The sequence below is a fragment of the Lentzea sp. DG1S-22 genome (assembly GCF_036321065.1).
GTDB lineage: Bacteria > Actinomycetota > Actinomycetes > Mycobacteriales > Pseudonocardiaceae > Lentzea > Lentzea jiangxiensis.
Genome location: NZ_CP143276.1, coordinates 3,067,830 through 3,083,754, shown reverse-complemented (window position 1 = coordinate 3,083,754; position 15,925 = coordinate 3,067,830). Strand labels below are relative to the sequence as shown.

Here is a 15,925-nt window from a genome sequence, read left to right as displayed (position 1 = left end):
GCGGGACCGGTGTCAGCGGGCGGGCGGCGCGGCGATCGGGGGCGGCGGGATCACCGCCGAGGGGGCCGGAGGCCGCCCGGCGGCCAGCGGAGTGCTGCTCACGTCGGGAACCCGGGTCCGCCCGTCGCCGCGCCGGTACCGCTCCTCGACCTCGGGCAACGGCCTCTCCGGCAGGCCGGCGTGCACCTTCGTCATGGTGTCGAACCAGGTCGCGGCCGGGAGCGTGCCGCCGTAGATGTTGCCTTCGGGGCACAGGCGGGGCGCGCCGTCGCCGATGCAGATGCCCTGGGGTGAGGTGCTGTCGTTGAACACCTGGACGGCGCCCGCGTAGTCGGGCGTGGCGCCGACGTAGGCCGCGGACTTGTACTCCTCCGTCGTGCCGGTCTTGCCCATCATCGGACGCGTCCACCCGGCCTTGCGCGCGGCGGCGGAGGAGCTGCCCGCGCCCTTGCTGTCCTCGCTCAGACCGGCGGCGAGCGCACGGGCGACCGGTTCGGGCACCGCCTGTTCACACGGGCGGTGAGCCAGCTGGACCGGCCTGCCGCGGCGGTCGAGGACCCGGCGCACCGGGGTCGGCTCGCACCAGGTGCCGCCGCTCATGATCGTCGCGGCTACGTTCGCCAGCTCCAGCGTGCTCGACGGCGCGGGTCCCAGGGTGAAGGAGGCGTTGGACGAGTAGTACTGCGCCTGGGAGATCCGCAGGTCCTTGTTGCCGTGCAGGCTGGGCGGCACGCCGGCGATGTTGGTGGCCATGGTCTTGCGCATGCCGAGCTTGGACGCCATGTCCACCACCGCGTCGAGGCCGGTCTTCTCCTCGAGGATCACGAACGCGGTGTTGGGCGAGGTCGCAAGCGCTTGGCGCAGCGGCATCTGCGGTGGATAGCGGTCGTTGTGGTTCGACAGGCAGTACCAGCGCGTGTTCGGCTCCCCGGTGGAGGGGCAGGAGGCGGCCCCGCCCTTGAACACCTTCGACGTGTAGGTGCGGGGGGAGGGGATCACCGTGTCGATGCCGATCCCCTTCTGCAGCGCCGCAGCGGCGGTGAAGATCTTGTAGACCGAGCCCGTGCCGAACTTGTTCTCCACGCCGCTCGGCAGGTCGAACTGCGTCTGGAACTCCTCCTTCTTGAGCCCGTAGTCGCGGTTGGCCACCAACGCGACGACCTCGTGCCTGTCCTTGCCGGGCCGGACCACGGCCATGGTGTTCGCGACGCCGGGGGTGTTCTTGGGGACCTGCGCCTCGACGGCCTGCTTGGCGTGCGCGGTGATCTGCGGGTCCAGCGTGGTCTCGATCCGGTAGCCGCCGGTCTTGAGCTCCTCCAGGCCGAAACCGGCCTCGGTCAGGTACCCGACGAGGAACGAGCAGAAGAACCCGTGCGACGGCCCGGCGCCGACGCAGCCCGTCTGCAGTGGACGGACGGGCTTGGCCAGACCGAGCGGTGCGAACCGGTGGCGAGCCGCGTCGGCCTCGGACAGCTTCCCCTGCGCCGCCATGGCGTCGATCACGAGGTTGCGGCGCTCGAACGTCTTGTCCGGCCGTTTCTCCGGGTCGAGGGCCGTCGGGCTGTTCACCATGCCCGCGAGCATCGCGGCCTGCGGAACGGTCAGCCTGTCCGGTGTCGTGCCGAAGTAGGCCTGGGCGGCGGCGGTGACGCCGAAGATCGTCGACCCGAACGGCACGAGGTCGAGGTAGCGGGCCAGGATCTCGTCCTTGGACAGCGCGGTCTCCAGGCCGACGGCGATGCGGGCCTCGCGCAGCTTGCGGGTGATGCTCTGCTCCTGGGCAGCGCGCTGGGCGCTTTTGTCCGTGCGGGCCAGCACGTGCACGAGGTAGTTCTTCACATACTGCTGTGTCAGGGTCGACGCGCCCTGTTGCACCGACCCGCTGGCGTTGTTGTGCGCCGCCGCACGCGCGGACGCGATCCAGTCGACGCCGTGGTGGTCGAAGAAGCGGTGGTCCTCGATCGCGAGCAACGCGTCCTTCATGTGCGGTGAGATCTTCTCCGGTGGTGTTCGCACCCGGTACTGGTCGTAGAGGTGGGCGATCGGTGTGCCGTTCCTGTCGGTCACGGTCGTCATCAGCGGCGGGTCGGTGCTCAGCATCTGCGCCAGCGTGGCGTCCACCTGATCGCTGAGCTCGTTGGACAGCGCTCCCATCGTCGCCGTGACCGGAAAGAGCATCCCCGCGAGCAGCACACCGGCGAGCACGCACAGTCCGGCCAGCTCGGCGAGGCGGGGTGCGATCTTCGTGCGATCCAAGGACGGACTCCCTCAGTCGTTTCAGCTCCGGGCGGTTACCCGGAGCATCACCAGTCAGGCGCCCGCTTCGAATGAATCGATCATCGGGAACTGTTCACGCAGCGTGCTTTCCGAGCATTCCCTCACCCGTTGGAGGATCCACTGTGGACCGAAGTGGTGACGCGGGCCAGGACCCGCATGGCGTCGCGTTCCCGGTCGGCGAGGTCGCGCAGGACCGCGGAGGCACGGGCCAGGTGCCCGTGGTCGCCGGTGTCGCCCGCGGCCGCGACGTGTCCGGAGACCTCCGTCCACAGGGGAGCGATCTCGGCGTAGAGCCGGTGCCCGAGGCGGACGTCGTCGTCATCGGTGATCGTGGCGGCCTCGGCGAGGAAGTCGCGGTAGAGGTTGCGGAACAACGAACCACCCGTGCCGCCGTGCTCCATCAGGCCGGCGGCCAGCGGGAGGTCGCGCGACGGGTCGGCGGCCCGGTCGAGCCACCGCGTCACCTGCTCGGCCGCCTTGGCGATGCCGCGGTGGCCGAGGTTGGCGATGGGTGGGGTGAGGAACGTGCGGGCGTTGCGGGAGATCGCCCGCCGGACGGCTTCGCCCAGGTCGGGTCGTTCGGCGGCGGGCTCGACCGTGAAGGACAGGTTGCGGGCGGTCATCGGCCCCCGCTCGGCGCGGGCCCGGTGCAGGCTCGTCAGCGTGGTCTTCACGGCGCCGCCCTGCTGGGCGGTGTCGATCAGGTGGGCGTGCGTGTCGTCGTAGCCGTACATCGCCACGAAGTGACCGCCGAAGTGGACCTTCGTCGTGAAGTGGTCGAGGTGGTAGCAGTCGAGCTGGAGGCCGACCGGGCGGCCCGCGCCGAGCGCGCTGGTGACGTTCTCCCAGGCCTTCCGCGGCGACGCCGTCTCCCGGACGTGCAGCGCCACCCCCAGGTGTGCGGTCGCGGTCCGGGTCAGCTCGGCCGGTTTGACGCGTCCGCCGAGGAACGGGAAGTCCATGTTCCTGCCGTCCCAGTAGACGAAGCCGAGCCCTTCGCCGAGCCCGAACAGCATCGGCTCGGACAGCTCGACGCCGTCGTGGCGCAGCAGAGCGCCGAGGGTGGTGGTCTCGCAGTGCACGCCGGCGGGGAACGAGAGGTTCTCGATGATCATGGAACTCCTGCGCCTCGCGGACTCCGGATGGCCATCGGCAGCCTGGACCCTCCCACGGTGTGAGGGTCAACTGCTCGCGAGCGCCACCGCCTCCGGCCGCCGGGGCCACCCCGATGCCGCAACCGTGGCGGGTTGACCGTTCGGCGTGCGGTCAAACCTCCTCGGCGTGTGGTGAACGACGCGGGAACCGCCTTTCGTGCTGAAACGGCGTTCCGCTCCCGCGTTTCGTAAAATCGGCGAGAAGTACTGCTGCGAAACTCCAGGTGAGGTGTTCAGTGACATCGAGCGAGACGGCGTCGACGGCCAGCGTTCAGACCAGCGACCACGACGGCGTGCTCGTCGCCGTGGTCAAGGGCGAGCTCGACATGATCAGTGTCGACCAGGTCGGGACGGCCCTGTTCGACCACCTCGCCAAGGGGCCGGAGGGCCTCGTGGTGGAGCTCGCCGTGGACTTCATGGGCTCCTCGGCGTTGTCCGTGTTGCTGAAGCTGCATGCGCAGGCCCAGAGCGACGGTGTCGGGTTCGCGATCGTGGCGACGCAGGCCGCGGCGGCCCGCCCCCTGATGGCCAGCGCCCTGAGCCAGGTGCTGCCGATGGCGGAGTCGGTGGACGAGGCCGTGAAGATGGCGGGCAAGCAGCCGCAGGCGGCTGACCAGCCCGGTCAGTGACCGGGTCGGCCGGCCGTGCCGTCACGTGGTGCAGACCGCCTGGTCGAGCGTGACGGCCGAGGGTGCGCCCGCCGGACCGTTCGCGGTGAAGCCGAGCGACACGGCCGCTCCCGCACCCCGTGACCGGCTGTGCGACGGCGCGGTCACGGTGACCGCGGCGCCGGACTGGCTGTAGGTGCCGTTCCAGCCGTTGGAGATCGTGGCACCGCCGGGCAGGGTGAACGCGATCTTCCGCGGGTTCGCCGCGCTCGCCGCCGTGCTGGTGACGGTCAGCGAGCCCTGGAAGCCGCCCTGCCACGACTTGTCGAGCTTCCAGGCCGCCTTGCACGCGCCCGTACCGCCACCGGTGGTCGTGGTCGTCGTCGTGCCGGGACCGCCGCTGGTGGGCGGGATCAGGTACGGCTGCGGGATGCTCTGCTTCGCCCGGTTCACCGTGGTCCAGTCGTCGCCGACGATGCCGCCGGTGTCACCGGAGCCGGGGTTCCACGACCAGTACGTGAACGGGATGCCGTCGACTCCGGTCCCCGTGCAGGCCATGAGGTTCTCGAGCCACACCTCGTCGACCGGGTTGGCGAGCGTCGTGCCGAACTCGCCCATCATCAGCGGCGCGGTGTTCTGCCGGTGCAGGTAGCCCCAGTACCTGTCCCAGATCGCCGGCATGTCGGCGGGGTAGCCGGGCGCGCTGAACCACGGCTGGTCGTAGACCGAGGTGGCGTACTCGTGCGGCTGGACCACAGGCCGTGGAAGGTCTTGTTGCCGGTCTCCATCCCGAACCAGTCGATGCCGGTCAGCCGCACCGGCGTGTTCGTGCTGTCCAGGATCTTGTTCCCGCTGGTGTGCAGGTGCCCGTGCCGCCCGCCGCGGCCACCGCCGCCGACTGGGCCGCCGTCCCCGTGACGACCATCCCGCTCGCGGCCACCACAGCCGCGACCAGCGCGCCGAAACCCCGTACCGCCGCTTCATCCGCTCTCCTCACACCCCGCCCGGATTCTGGGAGCGCTCCCGGAATCCGGGCGGTGCTCGCGGCGGTCAACACGGCTTCCGCATCGACGCTCGATTCGACTCGAAGCGTCACCCGGCGATCTTCTCGGCCTCCTCCACGGCCGCGTTCCACGCGTCGTCGGGGCGCTTGCCCTGCTCGACGGACTGCAGCGCCGGGCCGAACACGTTCTCCTGGATCTGACCGTCGGCGGGACCCTTGTGCTGCGCCGCCTTGACCTTCTGCACCTGCGCGGCGAACAGCGCGCCCGCCTTCACGTTGTCGAAGTAGGTGTTCACGTGCTCCAGCAACGCCCTGTTCTCGAGCGCGTCGACCTGGCTGGGGAACGTGCCCCTCGCCTGGAAAGCCTTGATCTGCTGCTCCGGCGCGGTCAGCCACGCGGCGAGCTCGGCGGCCTTCCCGGCGTTCTTGCTCTGCTTCGGCACGGTCAGGTACGAGCCGCCCCAGTTGCCGCCGCCGTTGGGGAACACGTCGGTGACGGCCCACTTGCCGGCGTTCTCCGGCCCCGCCTGGGTTTCGATGACGCCGAGCATCCACGACGGACACGTCTTCGTGGCGAACCGGCCGAGCTTGAAGCCCGTGTTCCACTCGCTGCTGAAGGCGACCAGCTTCGCCGACTGTCCCTTCGCCACAGCGCTCGTGACGGCGTTCCAGTCGTTGCGGATGTCCGGGTTGGACTCGACGACGAGGTTGTCGCCCTTGTCGAAGTAACCGACGTCGTGCTGGTTGTGCATGGCGTTGAAGATCTGCGCCGCGCTGTCGAACCAGGCGATGCCGGGAACCTTCGAGACGAAGCGGTCACCCGCCGCGAAGTAGCTGCCCCACGTGGCGAACAGCGCCTTCACGCCCTCGGGGTCGGACGGCAGGCCGGCCTGCGCGAAGAGGTCCTTGCGGTAGCACATCGCCAGCGGGCCGATGTCCGTACCGTACCCGATCAGCCTGCCGTTCCTGGTGGTGGCCGCATCGGCCTTCCACTTCAGCCACCGGTCCGGTGTCGTCTCCCGCGGCCCGATCTCCAGCAGGTCGTTGAACTGGTCGGCCTTGGCCATGACCTGGCTCAGGTACCCCTCCTCGACCGCCTCGACGTCCGCGAGCCCAGACCCCGCGCCCAGCTTGGTGAAGAGGTTCTGGTGGTGCGGGGCACCCTGGCCCGTCTTGCGCTGGGTGATCTTGACATCCGGGTGGGCTGCTTCGTACTCCTTGAACAACTCCTCGTAACCGAACTCGTTGAACGTGGCGACGGTCAGCTCGGTTCTGCCGTCGGCGGTCCGGTTCGCGGCTCCCCCCGCGCCGCACGAAGCGACGGTGGCGGAAGCGACGACACAGACCACCGCGCTGATCCAGCGGCGGGGACGCACGTCGAAACTCCTCAAGCGGCGGCGGACCTGGGAGCGTTCCCAGGAATTTGGGAGTCTGAGGTTGTGACGACGAGGTGTCAAGCGCTTCACAACTCCGAGTCGTCCCCGGTCACGTCCGTGAACATCCGGCCGGTTCCGTTTGGGTGCAGTTGTTGCCGCAAAAGCGAAGTCGCTTCGCGTTCGCGGGGCCCACATGTGCCGGTCCGCGTGTGATCGGCCGCGCCGGACGATGTCGATGAGCCGCTCGGTCTTGGGAACGCTCCCAGGTGGAATGGCGGGTCGATGCCGCAAACACGCAGGGATCTCGCGCCGGCGCGGCAGCGGTTCCGGCCGTCGTGGTACCCGGCGCACCCCGCGCTGCTCCTTCAAGAGCATGCCTCTGCGGGAGGTGACCACATGGCGGAAAAAAGGCTCTCCGTTCATCCAGGTCGTCGGCGGCAGCCGGCTGGACCTGCCTCGCGGCCTGGCGCTCGTCGGACGCGGCGAGGAGGCGGATCTCCGGCTCCCCCGCCCGAGGTCAGCGCTCAGCACGCCTGGCTCCGGCGGGACGGCCGCACCACCTGGGTCAACGACGCGAACTCCACGAACGGCACGTGGCTCAACGGCACGAGGCTGGTCGCGGGCAGGGACCAGGAGCCGCACCACGGCGACCGCCTGGAGTTCGGCCCGGTCGCGGCGGTCTTCCGCGACCCGGTGGAAGGGGCGCACCGTCCCCCGACGCAGGTCCAGCGGCGTCCGGGCGTCTCCTACGGCAACGTGTCCGCGGGAACGTTCAACCACGCGGGCCGCGACGTCAACAACTCCTACGACCAGCGCCAGCACCACCGGTACGAGTTCACGACCCCCCGAAGGTCAGGCGATCACCGAGCTCGCCACCGGCTGGGGCGCGGGCAGGGTCCTGATGGTCCTGGGGCAGCTGACCGCCCTGGCCGACTTCTGCCTCTGGGCCTTCGTGATCTTCCGCTTCATCACGTCCATCTCCACCGGCATGTCCCCCCGGCGGCGGAGTTCACGCCACCCGAGCTCCCCGGCCCGCCGGTCCTCGGCGGCGTTCCGCTCGGCGTGGTCGGCTTCGGGCTGTTCGTCCTCGGGGCGGTTGTGAGCGCCGTCGGCCTGGTGGTGTCCAAGTCCGCGCGCGAGCGCAGAAAGCGGTGAGTCCGATGAACGGTGGAGTGCACTTCCACGGCAACGTCACGGCAGGCACGATGAACAACGCCGCCCAAGGCGACATCAACAACAAGTACGGCCGGCAACACTTCTCCAGCGGACTCGACGTGCAGCAGGTGTCCCAGCTCGTGCGCGCGCTCCGCGACGAGCTCGACTCGGCCCCGCTCACCGACCGCGCCAGGAACGCGGCTCACGACGCGCTGGACGAGGTCGACCGCGGCGTCGTGGAGGGTGGCGAACGCCGCAGCGTCGCCGGCAGGGTCCTCCCGGTGAAGGAGGTGCTCGGCAACGCGGGCGGCGGTCGGCCTCAGCCTGTGATCGCGGAGCGCGGTCAGCGCTTGCGCAGCACGTGGAACGGGACGAGCTGGTCGACCAGGTACAGCTTGTCCCGGCGGCCGTCGGCGTACCCGATCTCGTAGTCGACCACGCCGAGCCAGTCGCCCTCGACGCCGGGGAAGCGCCCGTGCAGCCGGCCGTGCGCCTCGCCGGTCAGGTCGAGCCCGCTCGCGATGACGCGCCTCGCGGCACCGGGTGGCCGGGCGAACAGCCTGTCGAGGCGAACGCCCACGCCGGTGACGACGGGCCTGCGGCCGTGGACGTCGTCGCCCTCCCAGGTCGTGAATGGACTGTCAAGCACCGTCGCCGCCGGCCGCTGTCAGGGCTCGTTGTGCGCGGAGCTCGAAGTAGCGCTCGTCGGACAGCTCGGCGCTGTCGGGGGGCGGCGTCGTGACGGCCAGCCGCCAGGAGGCGTTGTCGGTGGCGCAGGCCAGGCAGCTGATGCGCACCTCACCGTCCCGCACGACCGCCCGGAACCGCGAGTGGCCGAGCGTGTGCCGGCCGAGCTTGCACCTCGCCGGCAGGAGGGCCACCGGACGCCCGGCCGAGTCGTACCTGTGCGTGAGTTCGCCGTCCATTCGGGACGGTTCGAGAAGCTGCCGATCCATGACGCGAGAACCTATCACCGCAGTCGTACATGTGTTCGATTGGACGCGTGCGGCGTTCCGCCGTCCATCCGGTCGGGTGGATCGTGACGTGCGCCTCGCGATCTAGATGCAAATGATTGTCATGAGCTAGCGTCTCCGGGTCGCCACCCTCCCGACGTCAGGAAGCCTCATGCACCACCGCGCGCCTTTGACCGCCGCCGGACTGGCCGCCGCCTCGGTCCTCCTCGCCGGATGTTTCGCCTCCAGCGCGGGAGGACCGGGTCCGTCCGGGCAGACCAGGATCAAGCTGGCCATGATGCAACCGCCGCGGTCGGGGCTGTCGCCGTTCAGCGACGACGCCTTCAAGCTGTCGCGCTGGTCCGCCGCGGAGACGCTGGTGACGTTGGACGCCAACGGCGACGCCCGTCCCGGACTGGCCACCGGGTGGCGGCGCACCTCGGACACGGCGTGGGAGTTCACCGTCCGGCCGGGCGTGGGCTTCCACGACGGCAGCACCCTGACCGCCGCGGCCGCCGCGAACACCCTCACCAGGGCGACGAAGGCCGTGCCGAAGCCGCGCATCCTCGACGGCGTCGCGCTGACCGCGGCGGTGGAGGGGGACAAGCTCGTCGTCACGACCGGCACGCCGGATCCGCTGCTGCCGCAACGCTTGTCGTCGCCGCAGCTGTCCATCCTGGCCGAAAGCGCGTACGCGGCGGACGGCAAGGTCAACCCGGTCGGCACCGGCAGCGGGCCGTTCCGGCTGGTGAACGTCGGCGGGACCACGAGCGCGACCCTCGACCGCTTCGACGGTTACTGGGGTGAGAAGGCGAAGGCGGCGGGCATCGACGTGTCCTTCGTCCCGGACGGCACCGCGCGGGCCGCGGCGATCCGCGGCGGGGAGGCGCACATCGCCGAAGCGGTGCCGGTCTCGCAGGCGGCGCTGCTCGACCCGCCGACCATCAGCGAGGTGCCGATGCCGCGCACCAACACGTTGTACCTCAACACGAAGACAGGACCCTTCGCCGATCCGGCGGTGCGGGCCGCGGTGCGCGAGACGATCAACCGCGACCAGCTGATCAGCGGCGTCTACGAGAACCGCGCCGACGCCGCCAAGGGACTGCTCGGACCCGCGCTGCCGTGGACCGTGCAGGCCCGCAAGGAGCTCACCGGGCGCGTGCCCGCAGGCCGGGCGCACGGCGCGACGATCACGCTGGCGACGTTCACCGACCGCGCCGAGCTCCCCGAAGTCGCCTCGATCCTCCAGCAGCAGCTCGAGGACGCGGGCTTCGAGGTGAACCAGGTCGTGCGCGAGTACGCCCACATCGAGCAGGACATGCTCGCCGGCAGGTTCGACGCGTTCGTCCTGTCCCGCGCGACCGTGCTCGACTCGGGCGACCCCGTCGCCTACCTGAAGTCGGACTTCACCTGCGCCGGCTCCTTCAACATCGCCCAGCTGTGCGACGAGAACGTCGACCGGGCGGTGCGCGAGGCCGAGGCGGCGGAGGCCGGTGACCGGCGTCGCGCGGCGATCATGGAAGCGGAGGCGGCCGTCCTGCGCACCGACGCGGCCATCCCGATGCTGCACGAGCGCGTGATCCAGGGCGACGCCACCTCCGTCGAGGGCTCCGTCAAGGACCCGCGCGAACGGGCGCTCGTCACGTCGGCCACGCACGTGAAGTGATGGCGGAGTCGCCGCGCGGGCGTGCGGGGGCCGTGGTCTCCCGGATCGGCGCGCTCGCCCTGATCACCGCGGTGGTCGGACTCCTGCCGTGGCTGTCCGGGCGCGATCCGGCGCTGTCGGTGCTGCGGGCGCGCTCGGCCGAGCAGGAGCCGACACCGGAGGCACTGGAGGCGGTGCGCCGGCAGCTCGGTCTCGACGCCGGCCCCGTCGAGGTGCTCGGCCGCTGGGCGGCCGGACTGCTGCGCGGAGACCTCGGCCGCTCGTGGACCAGCGGCGCCGAGGTGCTGCCCGCCGTGCTGTCCGGGCTCGGCGTCTCCCTGACGCTGATGGGCGCGGCGATCGTCGTGGCACTGCTGGTGACCACGGCGTTGTGCGTGCCGGGTCTGCTGCGCGGTGCTCGCGGCGACGCCACCGGGGCGACCGGTGGCGCGGGAGCGGCGCTCGCCGCGTTGCCCGAGTTCCTCCTCGCGGCCGTGCTGCTGGTGGTCCTGTCGGTGTGGCTCGGCTGGTTCCCGCCGTACGGCTGGCAAGGCCCGCAACACCTCGTGCTGCCCGCGCTCGCGCTGGGCATCCCGGCGGGAGCGGTGCTGGGCACGCTGTTCGCCGACGCGCTTCCCGCCGTCTTCCGCGAACCCTGGGTCGACGTGTGGCGCTCCTGGGGTTGTGGCCGATCCGTTCTCGTCCGAGGCGCCCTGTGGCGGGCGTTGCCACCGCTGCTGCCCCAGGCCGGTCTGGTGGTCGTCGGGCTGACCGGTGGCGCCGTGGCGGTGGAGGCGGTCTTCGCCGTGCCCGGCATCGGCAGGACGGCGCTGGGAGCGGCGCGGGCGCAGGACGTGCCGATGCTGCAGGCGTGCGTGCTCGCGCTCGTGTTGCTGGGCCTCGCGGCCGGTGCCGTCGTCGGGCTGGTCCGCCGGCGCATGCTGGGCCCGGCGCTGCGCGACGCCTCCCTGTCGCTGCCCGCGATCGTCCACTGGAGACCGAACCGGTGGCACGCAGCGGTTCCCGCGACGAGCGCGGCGCTGACGGCGGTGGTGATCGGCTGGGGCCTGCTGCGCGACCCGTTGCGGATCGACACGGCGGCCCGGCTGGCGTCCCCGAGCCGGGCGCACCCGCTGGGCACGGACGGACTCGGGCGGGACGTCCTGGCACGCATCGCGCACGGTGCGCCGGCGACGATCGGCGTGGCGGTGGCGGTGTGCGCGTGCTCCTGCATCGCTGCTCTCGCCATCGGTTTCCTCCCCGGTGTCGCGCGGGGCGCGGCGGAGGCGGCGAACGCGATGCCGCCGGTGATCGCGGGCATCCTCGTGGCGGCGGTGCTGGGCCCCGGCACGGTCGGCGCCTCGCTGGCCGTCGCACTGGTCTCGTGGCCCGCCCTGGCCGCGCACGCCGGCGCGCTCGTGGAACAAACACGTGCCTCGACCCACATCACGGCCCACCGCGCACTCGGTGCCACACCGACGTGGATCGAGCTCCGCCACGTCCTGCCCGCCGTCGCCGGCCCGGTCGCCCGCAACGCCGTCCTCCGCCTGCCCGGGATTGCCCTGGCGCTGGCGTCGCTGGGTTTCCTCGGCCTGGGCACCCAGCCTCCCGCACCGGAGTGGGGCCTGATGCTGGCCGAGTCGCTGCCCTACGTCGAACGGGCACCGCTGGCCGCGTTGAGCCCCGCGCTCATGCTCCTGCTCGTCGCCGTGGCCACGATGTCGTTGTCCGCCTTGCTCTCGTCCCGAGGGTGGCGAGTGCCCGGCCGGCCGCGTGGTAGCCGCCCATCCCGTGCACTCCCGCTCCCGGCGGCGTAGCGGCGGAGCAGAGGTACACGCCCGGCACACCGGTGTCGTACGGGTGCGGGGTGAGGCGCGGCCGGAACACGAGCTGGAACGGGTCGTTGGCCCCGGTCAGGATGTTGCCGCCGACGTAGTTCGCGTTGTCCCGCTCCAACTCGGCCGGGTCCTTCGCCGAGTGCGCCACGATCCGCTCGCCGAACCCCGGGGCGAAGCGCTCGATCTGGCCGATGATCGCCGTGGTGGCGTCCCCGGCGTGTCCACGGGGCACGTGCGCGTAGGCCCAGACGGGGTGCACATCGCCCGCGGAGCGGCTGGGATCGGCCAGGTACTGCTGTCCCACCAGCACGAACGGCGCCGCCGGCATCGTGCCCCGGTGGACCTCGCGAGCGGTGCGGAGCACCTCGTCCGGACCTCCGCCGAGGTGCACGGTTCCCGCCGCGCCGCAGTCGGCGTTGCTCCACGGCACCCCGCCGCGCACGGCGAAGTCGACCTTGAACGCCGCCGGCCCGTGACGCCAGCGGCCGTAGGCCCGGCGCACCCGCGGCGGAAGCCGGTCGCCGAGGATCCGCACCGCTGCCGAAGGAGCGGTGTCGAGCAGGACGACATCGGCGTCCGGGAGGTCCGAAGAGGACTCGACCCTCGTCCCCGTCACCGTCTTGCCGCCGAGGTCCAGCAGCAACGCGGTCAACGCGTCGGTGATCGCCTGCGATCCGCCTTCGGCGACCGGCCACCCGAACCGGTGCCCCGCCGCGATCAGCACGGCCGCGACCGAGGACGTCATCGGCGCGTGCAGGTCGTGCATCACGTGCGCGGCGACGCCGAGGAACAGGCTCTGCGTCGCCGGCGAACGCCACCACCGGCGCATCAGCGCGGCCGGCGGTGCCGCGCGCAACCCGAAGCGGGCCAGGTGCACCGGGTGGGACGGCCACCGCAGCAGTGACCCCAGCAGATCGTCCGCGCTGCTCTCGACGTGCGCGGCGAGAGGACCGAAGGCCTTCAGCCACCGCTCACCGTCTTCTCCCGGGAGTCCCGCCGCCGTCTCCTCGGCGGTCCCGCGCATCACCGCGGCCGTGCCGTCGTCCAGCGGGTGGGCGAGCACCACCTCGGGATGCCGCCACCGCAGCCCGTACCGCTCCAGGCCGAGGGTCCGCAGGAACGGCGAGAGCACGGCGGTCGGGTGTGCGGCCGAGCACTCGTCGTGCAGCGTTCCCGCCACCAGCTTCTCCGTGGTCCTGGCACCACCGCCGAGCCGGTCGGAGGCTTCGAGGACCGTCACCTCGACGCCGTGCTGCGCCAGGCGCACCGCTCCAGCCAGCCCGTTGGGACCGGAACCCACCACGACCGCCTTCACCACCGCGCTCATCCCCGGCTGTTCTCGGGGGAGCGCCGTGCGGCGTCGACGGCCGGATCGGAGAAGACGTCCCGCAGCCTGGCGCGGTCCTGCACCACGAGGAATCCACAGAGGACGGTGTAGAGCGCCGCCATGTACTTGACGAACGGGTAGTCGAACGCGAAGTCCATCAGCGTGATGTTCAGCCCCACCGCGAACAGCGCGCAAGCACCGATGAACGTCGTGCGGCGGAACAGCAGCATGAGCGCGGGGACCAGTTCGAACAGGCCGGTGACCCGGCCGTAGAAGGGCGAGTAGCCGTAGAACAGCCAGACCAGCGAGGTGCCGTCCACGGCCGACTTCGAGAGGTCGTCCCAGTCGCCGTAGTAGTACTGGCCGCCGGCCAGCTTGACGCACCCGTAGAAGGCGAAGACCAGTGCCATCAGCAGCCTGATCACGAGGACCACCTTCGACGGCGCCTTGCTCCAGATCATCGCTCCGCTCCACTGTTCCGGCCGCGCTGCCCGTCAGCCCGGCGTCGGTTCCCATCGTCGGTGCGCAGTCCCGGGCACCGCGTCCTGCGCCGGGTCCGTTCGGCGGGCCGCGCGGACGACGCCGTGTCCTCCTCGAGGAGGACGTCGTCGGGCTCGGAGGAGGACCCCGGCACGCGGCGGAGTTCTCTACCCTGCGGGTGGGAACCCGACGGGGTGTGATGCGCGAGGGACCCGCGTGCGCGGGCCGGACCTGGAGTGGACGTGCGGCGGGTGATGGGGTGGCTGCGGGCGCGGCCGCTGGTGTTCGACCTGGCACTGGTCGCGTACTTCCTGTGGCCGTCCCTGCCGGTCGGCCTCGTGACCCGGTCCCCGTGGTGGCTGCAGGTGCCGGTGGTCGTCGGCCTGGTCGGACCGCTGCTGATCCGCCGTCAGCGGCCCGGCACCGCGGTGGCGGTCGTCCTCGCGACCATCGTGCTCGAGTTCCTGACGTCGCCGTGGGGCACGTTCGTGCCGGTCGTGAACCTCACCCTGGCCCCGGTCCTGTACTCGGTGGCCGTCTACGGCAGGCGGCGCCAGGTGTGGCTCGCGCTCGCCGGCAGCGCGGTCGTCGTGTCCTGGTGGGCGGTGCGGTCGCTCGACGCCAGGGAGGGGCAGTGGCGGGAGTTCGTGGTCGCCGTCGGCTTCGTGGTGTCGCTGCTGCTCGCGTGCTGGCTGCTGGGGGAGTTCGTCTCCGCTCGCCGTGCGTACCTGCTCGCCGTGGAGGACCGCGCGGTGCGGGCCGAACGGGAGAAGGAGGCACTGGCGCGCGCCGCGGTGGCCGAGGAGCGCACGCGGATCGCCCGCGAGATGCACGACGTCGTCGCGCACGCGGTGAGCACGATGGTGATGCAGGCGGAAGGCGCCCGCATGTCGCTCACGAGTGGCGGTGACCAGGTGGAGCAGGCGTTGCGCGACATCAGCCGGGGCGGTCGCGACGCGATGGGGGAGCTGCGGCGCATGCTGCACCTGCTGCGCCGGGAACCGACCGGCACCGCGCCGCAGCCCACCGGCGCCGATCTCCGCGCCCTCGTGGACGGTGTGCGGGCCGCCGGGCTGACCGCCGAGCTCGACGAGCGCGGCGGGGCGGACGACCTGCCGGCAGGGCTGGTGGTGCAGGTCGTGCGGATCGTGCAGGAGGCGCTGACCAACGTCCTCAAGCACGCCGTCCCTCCCGCCTCGGCCCGGGTGGTGGTGGACTGGGGCACGGCGGCCGACCGCCGGGAGGTGCGGCTGAGCGTGCGCAACACCGCCGCCTCGGACGCGCGCGGACCGCTGGCCGACCTGTCCTCCGGCGGGCACGGTCTGGCGGGTGTGCGGGAACGCGTGGCCATGTACGGCGGAACGGTGAGCGCGGAGCGCACCGCGGACGGAGGGTTCGCGGTCGAGGCCGTGCTGCCGGTCGGCGGCGGGGAAGGGACGGACTGGACGTGACCCGGGCACGAGTGCTGATCTGCGACGACCAGGAGTTGATGCGCAGCGCGTTGCGCATGATCGTGAGCAGCCAGCCGGACCTCGAGCTCATCGGCGAGGCCGCGGACGGCGCTCAGGCGGTGCGGCTCGCCACCGAGCACCGCCCCGACCTGGTGCTGATGGACGTCCGGATGCCGGTGCTCGACGGCGTGGAGGCGACCCGGCGGGTCTGCGAGGCGAGCCCGGGCACCAGGGTTCTGGTGATCACCACGTTCGACCTCGACGAGTACGTGGACCAGGCCCTGCGCCACGGTGCCAGCGGGTTCCTGCTCAAGGACGCCACGAGCGAGGAGATGCTCGTCGCCATCCGCGCCGTCCTGCGCGGGGACGCGGCGATGGCGCCGGCGGTCGTGCGCCGGCTGGTCGAACGGCACCTCGCCACCCCCGCGGCGCCACCACCGGACCCGCGCCTGGAGCGCCTCACCGACCGGGAGCGCGAGGTGTTCGCCCTGCTGGCCAAGGGGGCGGGCAACGCCGAGATCGCGGCACAGCTCTTCCTCGGCGAGACGACGGTGAAGACGCACGTCAGCAGAGTGCTGTCCAAACTGGACCTGCGTGACCGCGTCCACGCCGTCGTCCACGCCTATGAGACGGGGTTCGTGCGCCCTGGCGGGTGAAC

General features: G+C 71.6%; 13 protein-coding genes and 2 pseudogenes. 7 read left to right on the top strand and 8 right to left on the bottom strand.

From position 1 onward, the window contains the following. Window positions 1-12: 12 nt before the first annotated feature. Entirely contained in the window at window positions 13-2,256 is a 2,244-nt protein-coding gene (locus tag V1227_RS13445; protein ID WP_329792868.1) for a transglycosylase domain-containing protein, read from the bottom strand. A 122-nt stretch (window positions 2,257-2,378) separates the two neighbouring features. Further along, window positions 2,379-3,392: a BtrH N-terminal domain-containing protein gene (locus tag V1227_RS13440; protein WP_329792866.1), complete on the bottom strand. Its 1,014-nt coding sequence runs from the start codon at window positions 3,390-3,392 to the stop codon at window positions 2,379-2,381. A 275-nt stretch (window positions 3,393-3,667) separates the two neighbouring features. Between V1227_RS13440 and V1227_RS13435 the strand changes: the two genes are divergently transcribed. After that, window positions 3,668-4,060, top strand: a complete 393-nt coding sequence (locus V1227_RS13435; RefSeq protein ID WP_329792864.1) for an STAS domain-containing protein — start codon at window positions 3,668-3,670, stop codon at window positions 4,058-4,060. A gap of 21 nt (window positions 4,061-4,081) precedes the next feature. Here V1227_RS13435 and V1227_RS13430 read toward each other — a convergent pair whose 3' ends face one another. Together V1227_RS13430 and V1227_RS13425 are read right to left on the bottom strand one after the other, a co-directional pair. Continuing rightward, window positions 4,082-4,795, bottom strand: a complete 714-nt coding sequence (locus tag V1227_RS13430) for a cellulose binding domain-containing protein (RefSeq protein WP_329792863.1) — start codon at window positions 4,793-4,795, stop codon at window positions 4,082-4,084. Between the two features lie 336 nt (window positions 4,796-5,131). Continuing rightward, complete coding sequence (locus tag V1227_RS13425; RefSeq protein ID WP_329792862.1) at window positions 5,132-6,418, bottom strand: ABC transporter substrate-binding protein; 1,287 nt, start codon at window positions 6,416-6,418, stop codon at window positions 5,132-5,134. Between the two features lie 282 nt (window positions 6,419-6,700). Between V1227_RS13425 and V1227_RS13420 the strand changes: the two are divergent. Both V1227_RS13420 and V1227_RS13415 read left to right on the top strand, forming a co-directional pair. Further along, window positions 6,701-7,024, top strand: a pseudogene (locus V1227_RS13420) (FHA domain-containing protein); the annotation flags it as partial. A gap of 554 nt (window positions 7,025-7,578) precedes the next feature. Then, entirely contained in the window at window positions 7,579-8,004 is a 426-nt protein-coding gene (locus V1227_RS13415) for a hypothetical protein (RefSeq protein WP_329792861.1), read from the top strand. Here V1227_RS13415 and V1227_RS13410 read toward each other — a convergent pair. Next, on the bottom strand, window positions 7,917-8,222 hold the full coding sequence (locus tag V1227_RS13410) for a hypothetical protein (protein ID WP_329792860.1): 306 nt from the start codon (window positions 8,220-8,222) through the stop codon (window positions 7,917-7,919). The genes V1227_RS13415 and V1227_RS13410 overlap by 88 nt on opposite strands. Then, a complete protein-coding gene (locus V1227_RS13405; RefSeq protein ID WP_329792859.1) occupies window positions 8,215-8,529 on the bottom strand; it encodes a hypothetical protein in 315 nt (104 codons plus the stop codon). Before V1227_RS13405 ends, V1227_RS13410 begins: the two co-directional genes overlap by 8 nt. A 169-nt stretch (window positions 8,530-8,698) precedes the next feature. Here V1227_RS13405 and V1227_RS13400 point away from each other — a divergent pair, with 169 nt between their 5' ends. Next, window positions 8,699-10,192 carry an ABC transporter substrate-binding protein gene (locus V1227_RS13400; protein WP_329792858.1) on the top strand — a complete coding sequence of 498 codons (1,494 nt, stop codon included), beginning with the start codon at window positions 8,699-8,701 and terminating at the stop codon, window positions 10,190-10,192. After that, window positions 10,192-11,859: pseudogene (locus tag V1227_RS13395) on the top strand (ABC transporter permease subunit); the annotation flags it as partial. The gene V1227_RS13400 and the pseudogene V1227_RS13395, both read left to right, overlap by 1 nt. Window position 11,860: 1 nt before the next feature. Here V1227_RS13395 and V1227_RS13390 read toward each other — a convergent pair. Then, window positions 11,861-13,336, bottom strand: a complete 1,476-nt coding sequence (locus V1227_RS13390; protein WP_329792857.1) for a phytoene desaturase family protein — start codon at window positions 13,334-13,336, stop codon at window positions 11,861-11,863. Beyond that, window positions 13,333-13,797, bottom strand: coding sequence for a MauE/DoxX family redox-associated membrane protein (locus V1227_RS13385; protein ID WP_329792856.1), 465 nt, complete (start codon window positions 13,795-13,797; stop codon window positions 13,333-13,335). The genes V1227_RS13390 and V1227_RS13385 overlap by 4 nt, the downstream gene beginning before the upstream one ends. 261 nt (window positions 13,798-14,058) lie before the next feature. Between V1227_RS13385 and V1227_RS13380 the strand changes: the two genes are divergently transcribed. Both V1227_RS13380 and V1227_RS13375 read left to right on the top strand, forming a co-directional pair. Beyond that, window positions 14,059-15,267 carry a sensor histidine kinase gene (locus tag V1227_RS13380; RefSeq protein ID WP_329792854.1) on the top strand — a complete coding sequence of 403 codons (1,209 nt, stop codon included), beginning with the start codon at window positions 14,059-14,061 and terminating at the stop codon, window positions 15,265-15,267. After that, window positions 15,264-15,923, top strand: coding sequence for a response regulator transcription factor (locus tag V1227_RS13375; RefSeq protein WP_329792852.1), 660 nt, complete (start codon window positions 15,264-15,266; stop codon window positions 15,921-15,923). The genes V1227_RS13380 and V1227_RS13375 overlap by 4 nt, the downstream gene beginning before the upstream one ends. Window positions 15,924-15,925: the final 2 nt, after the last annotated feature.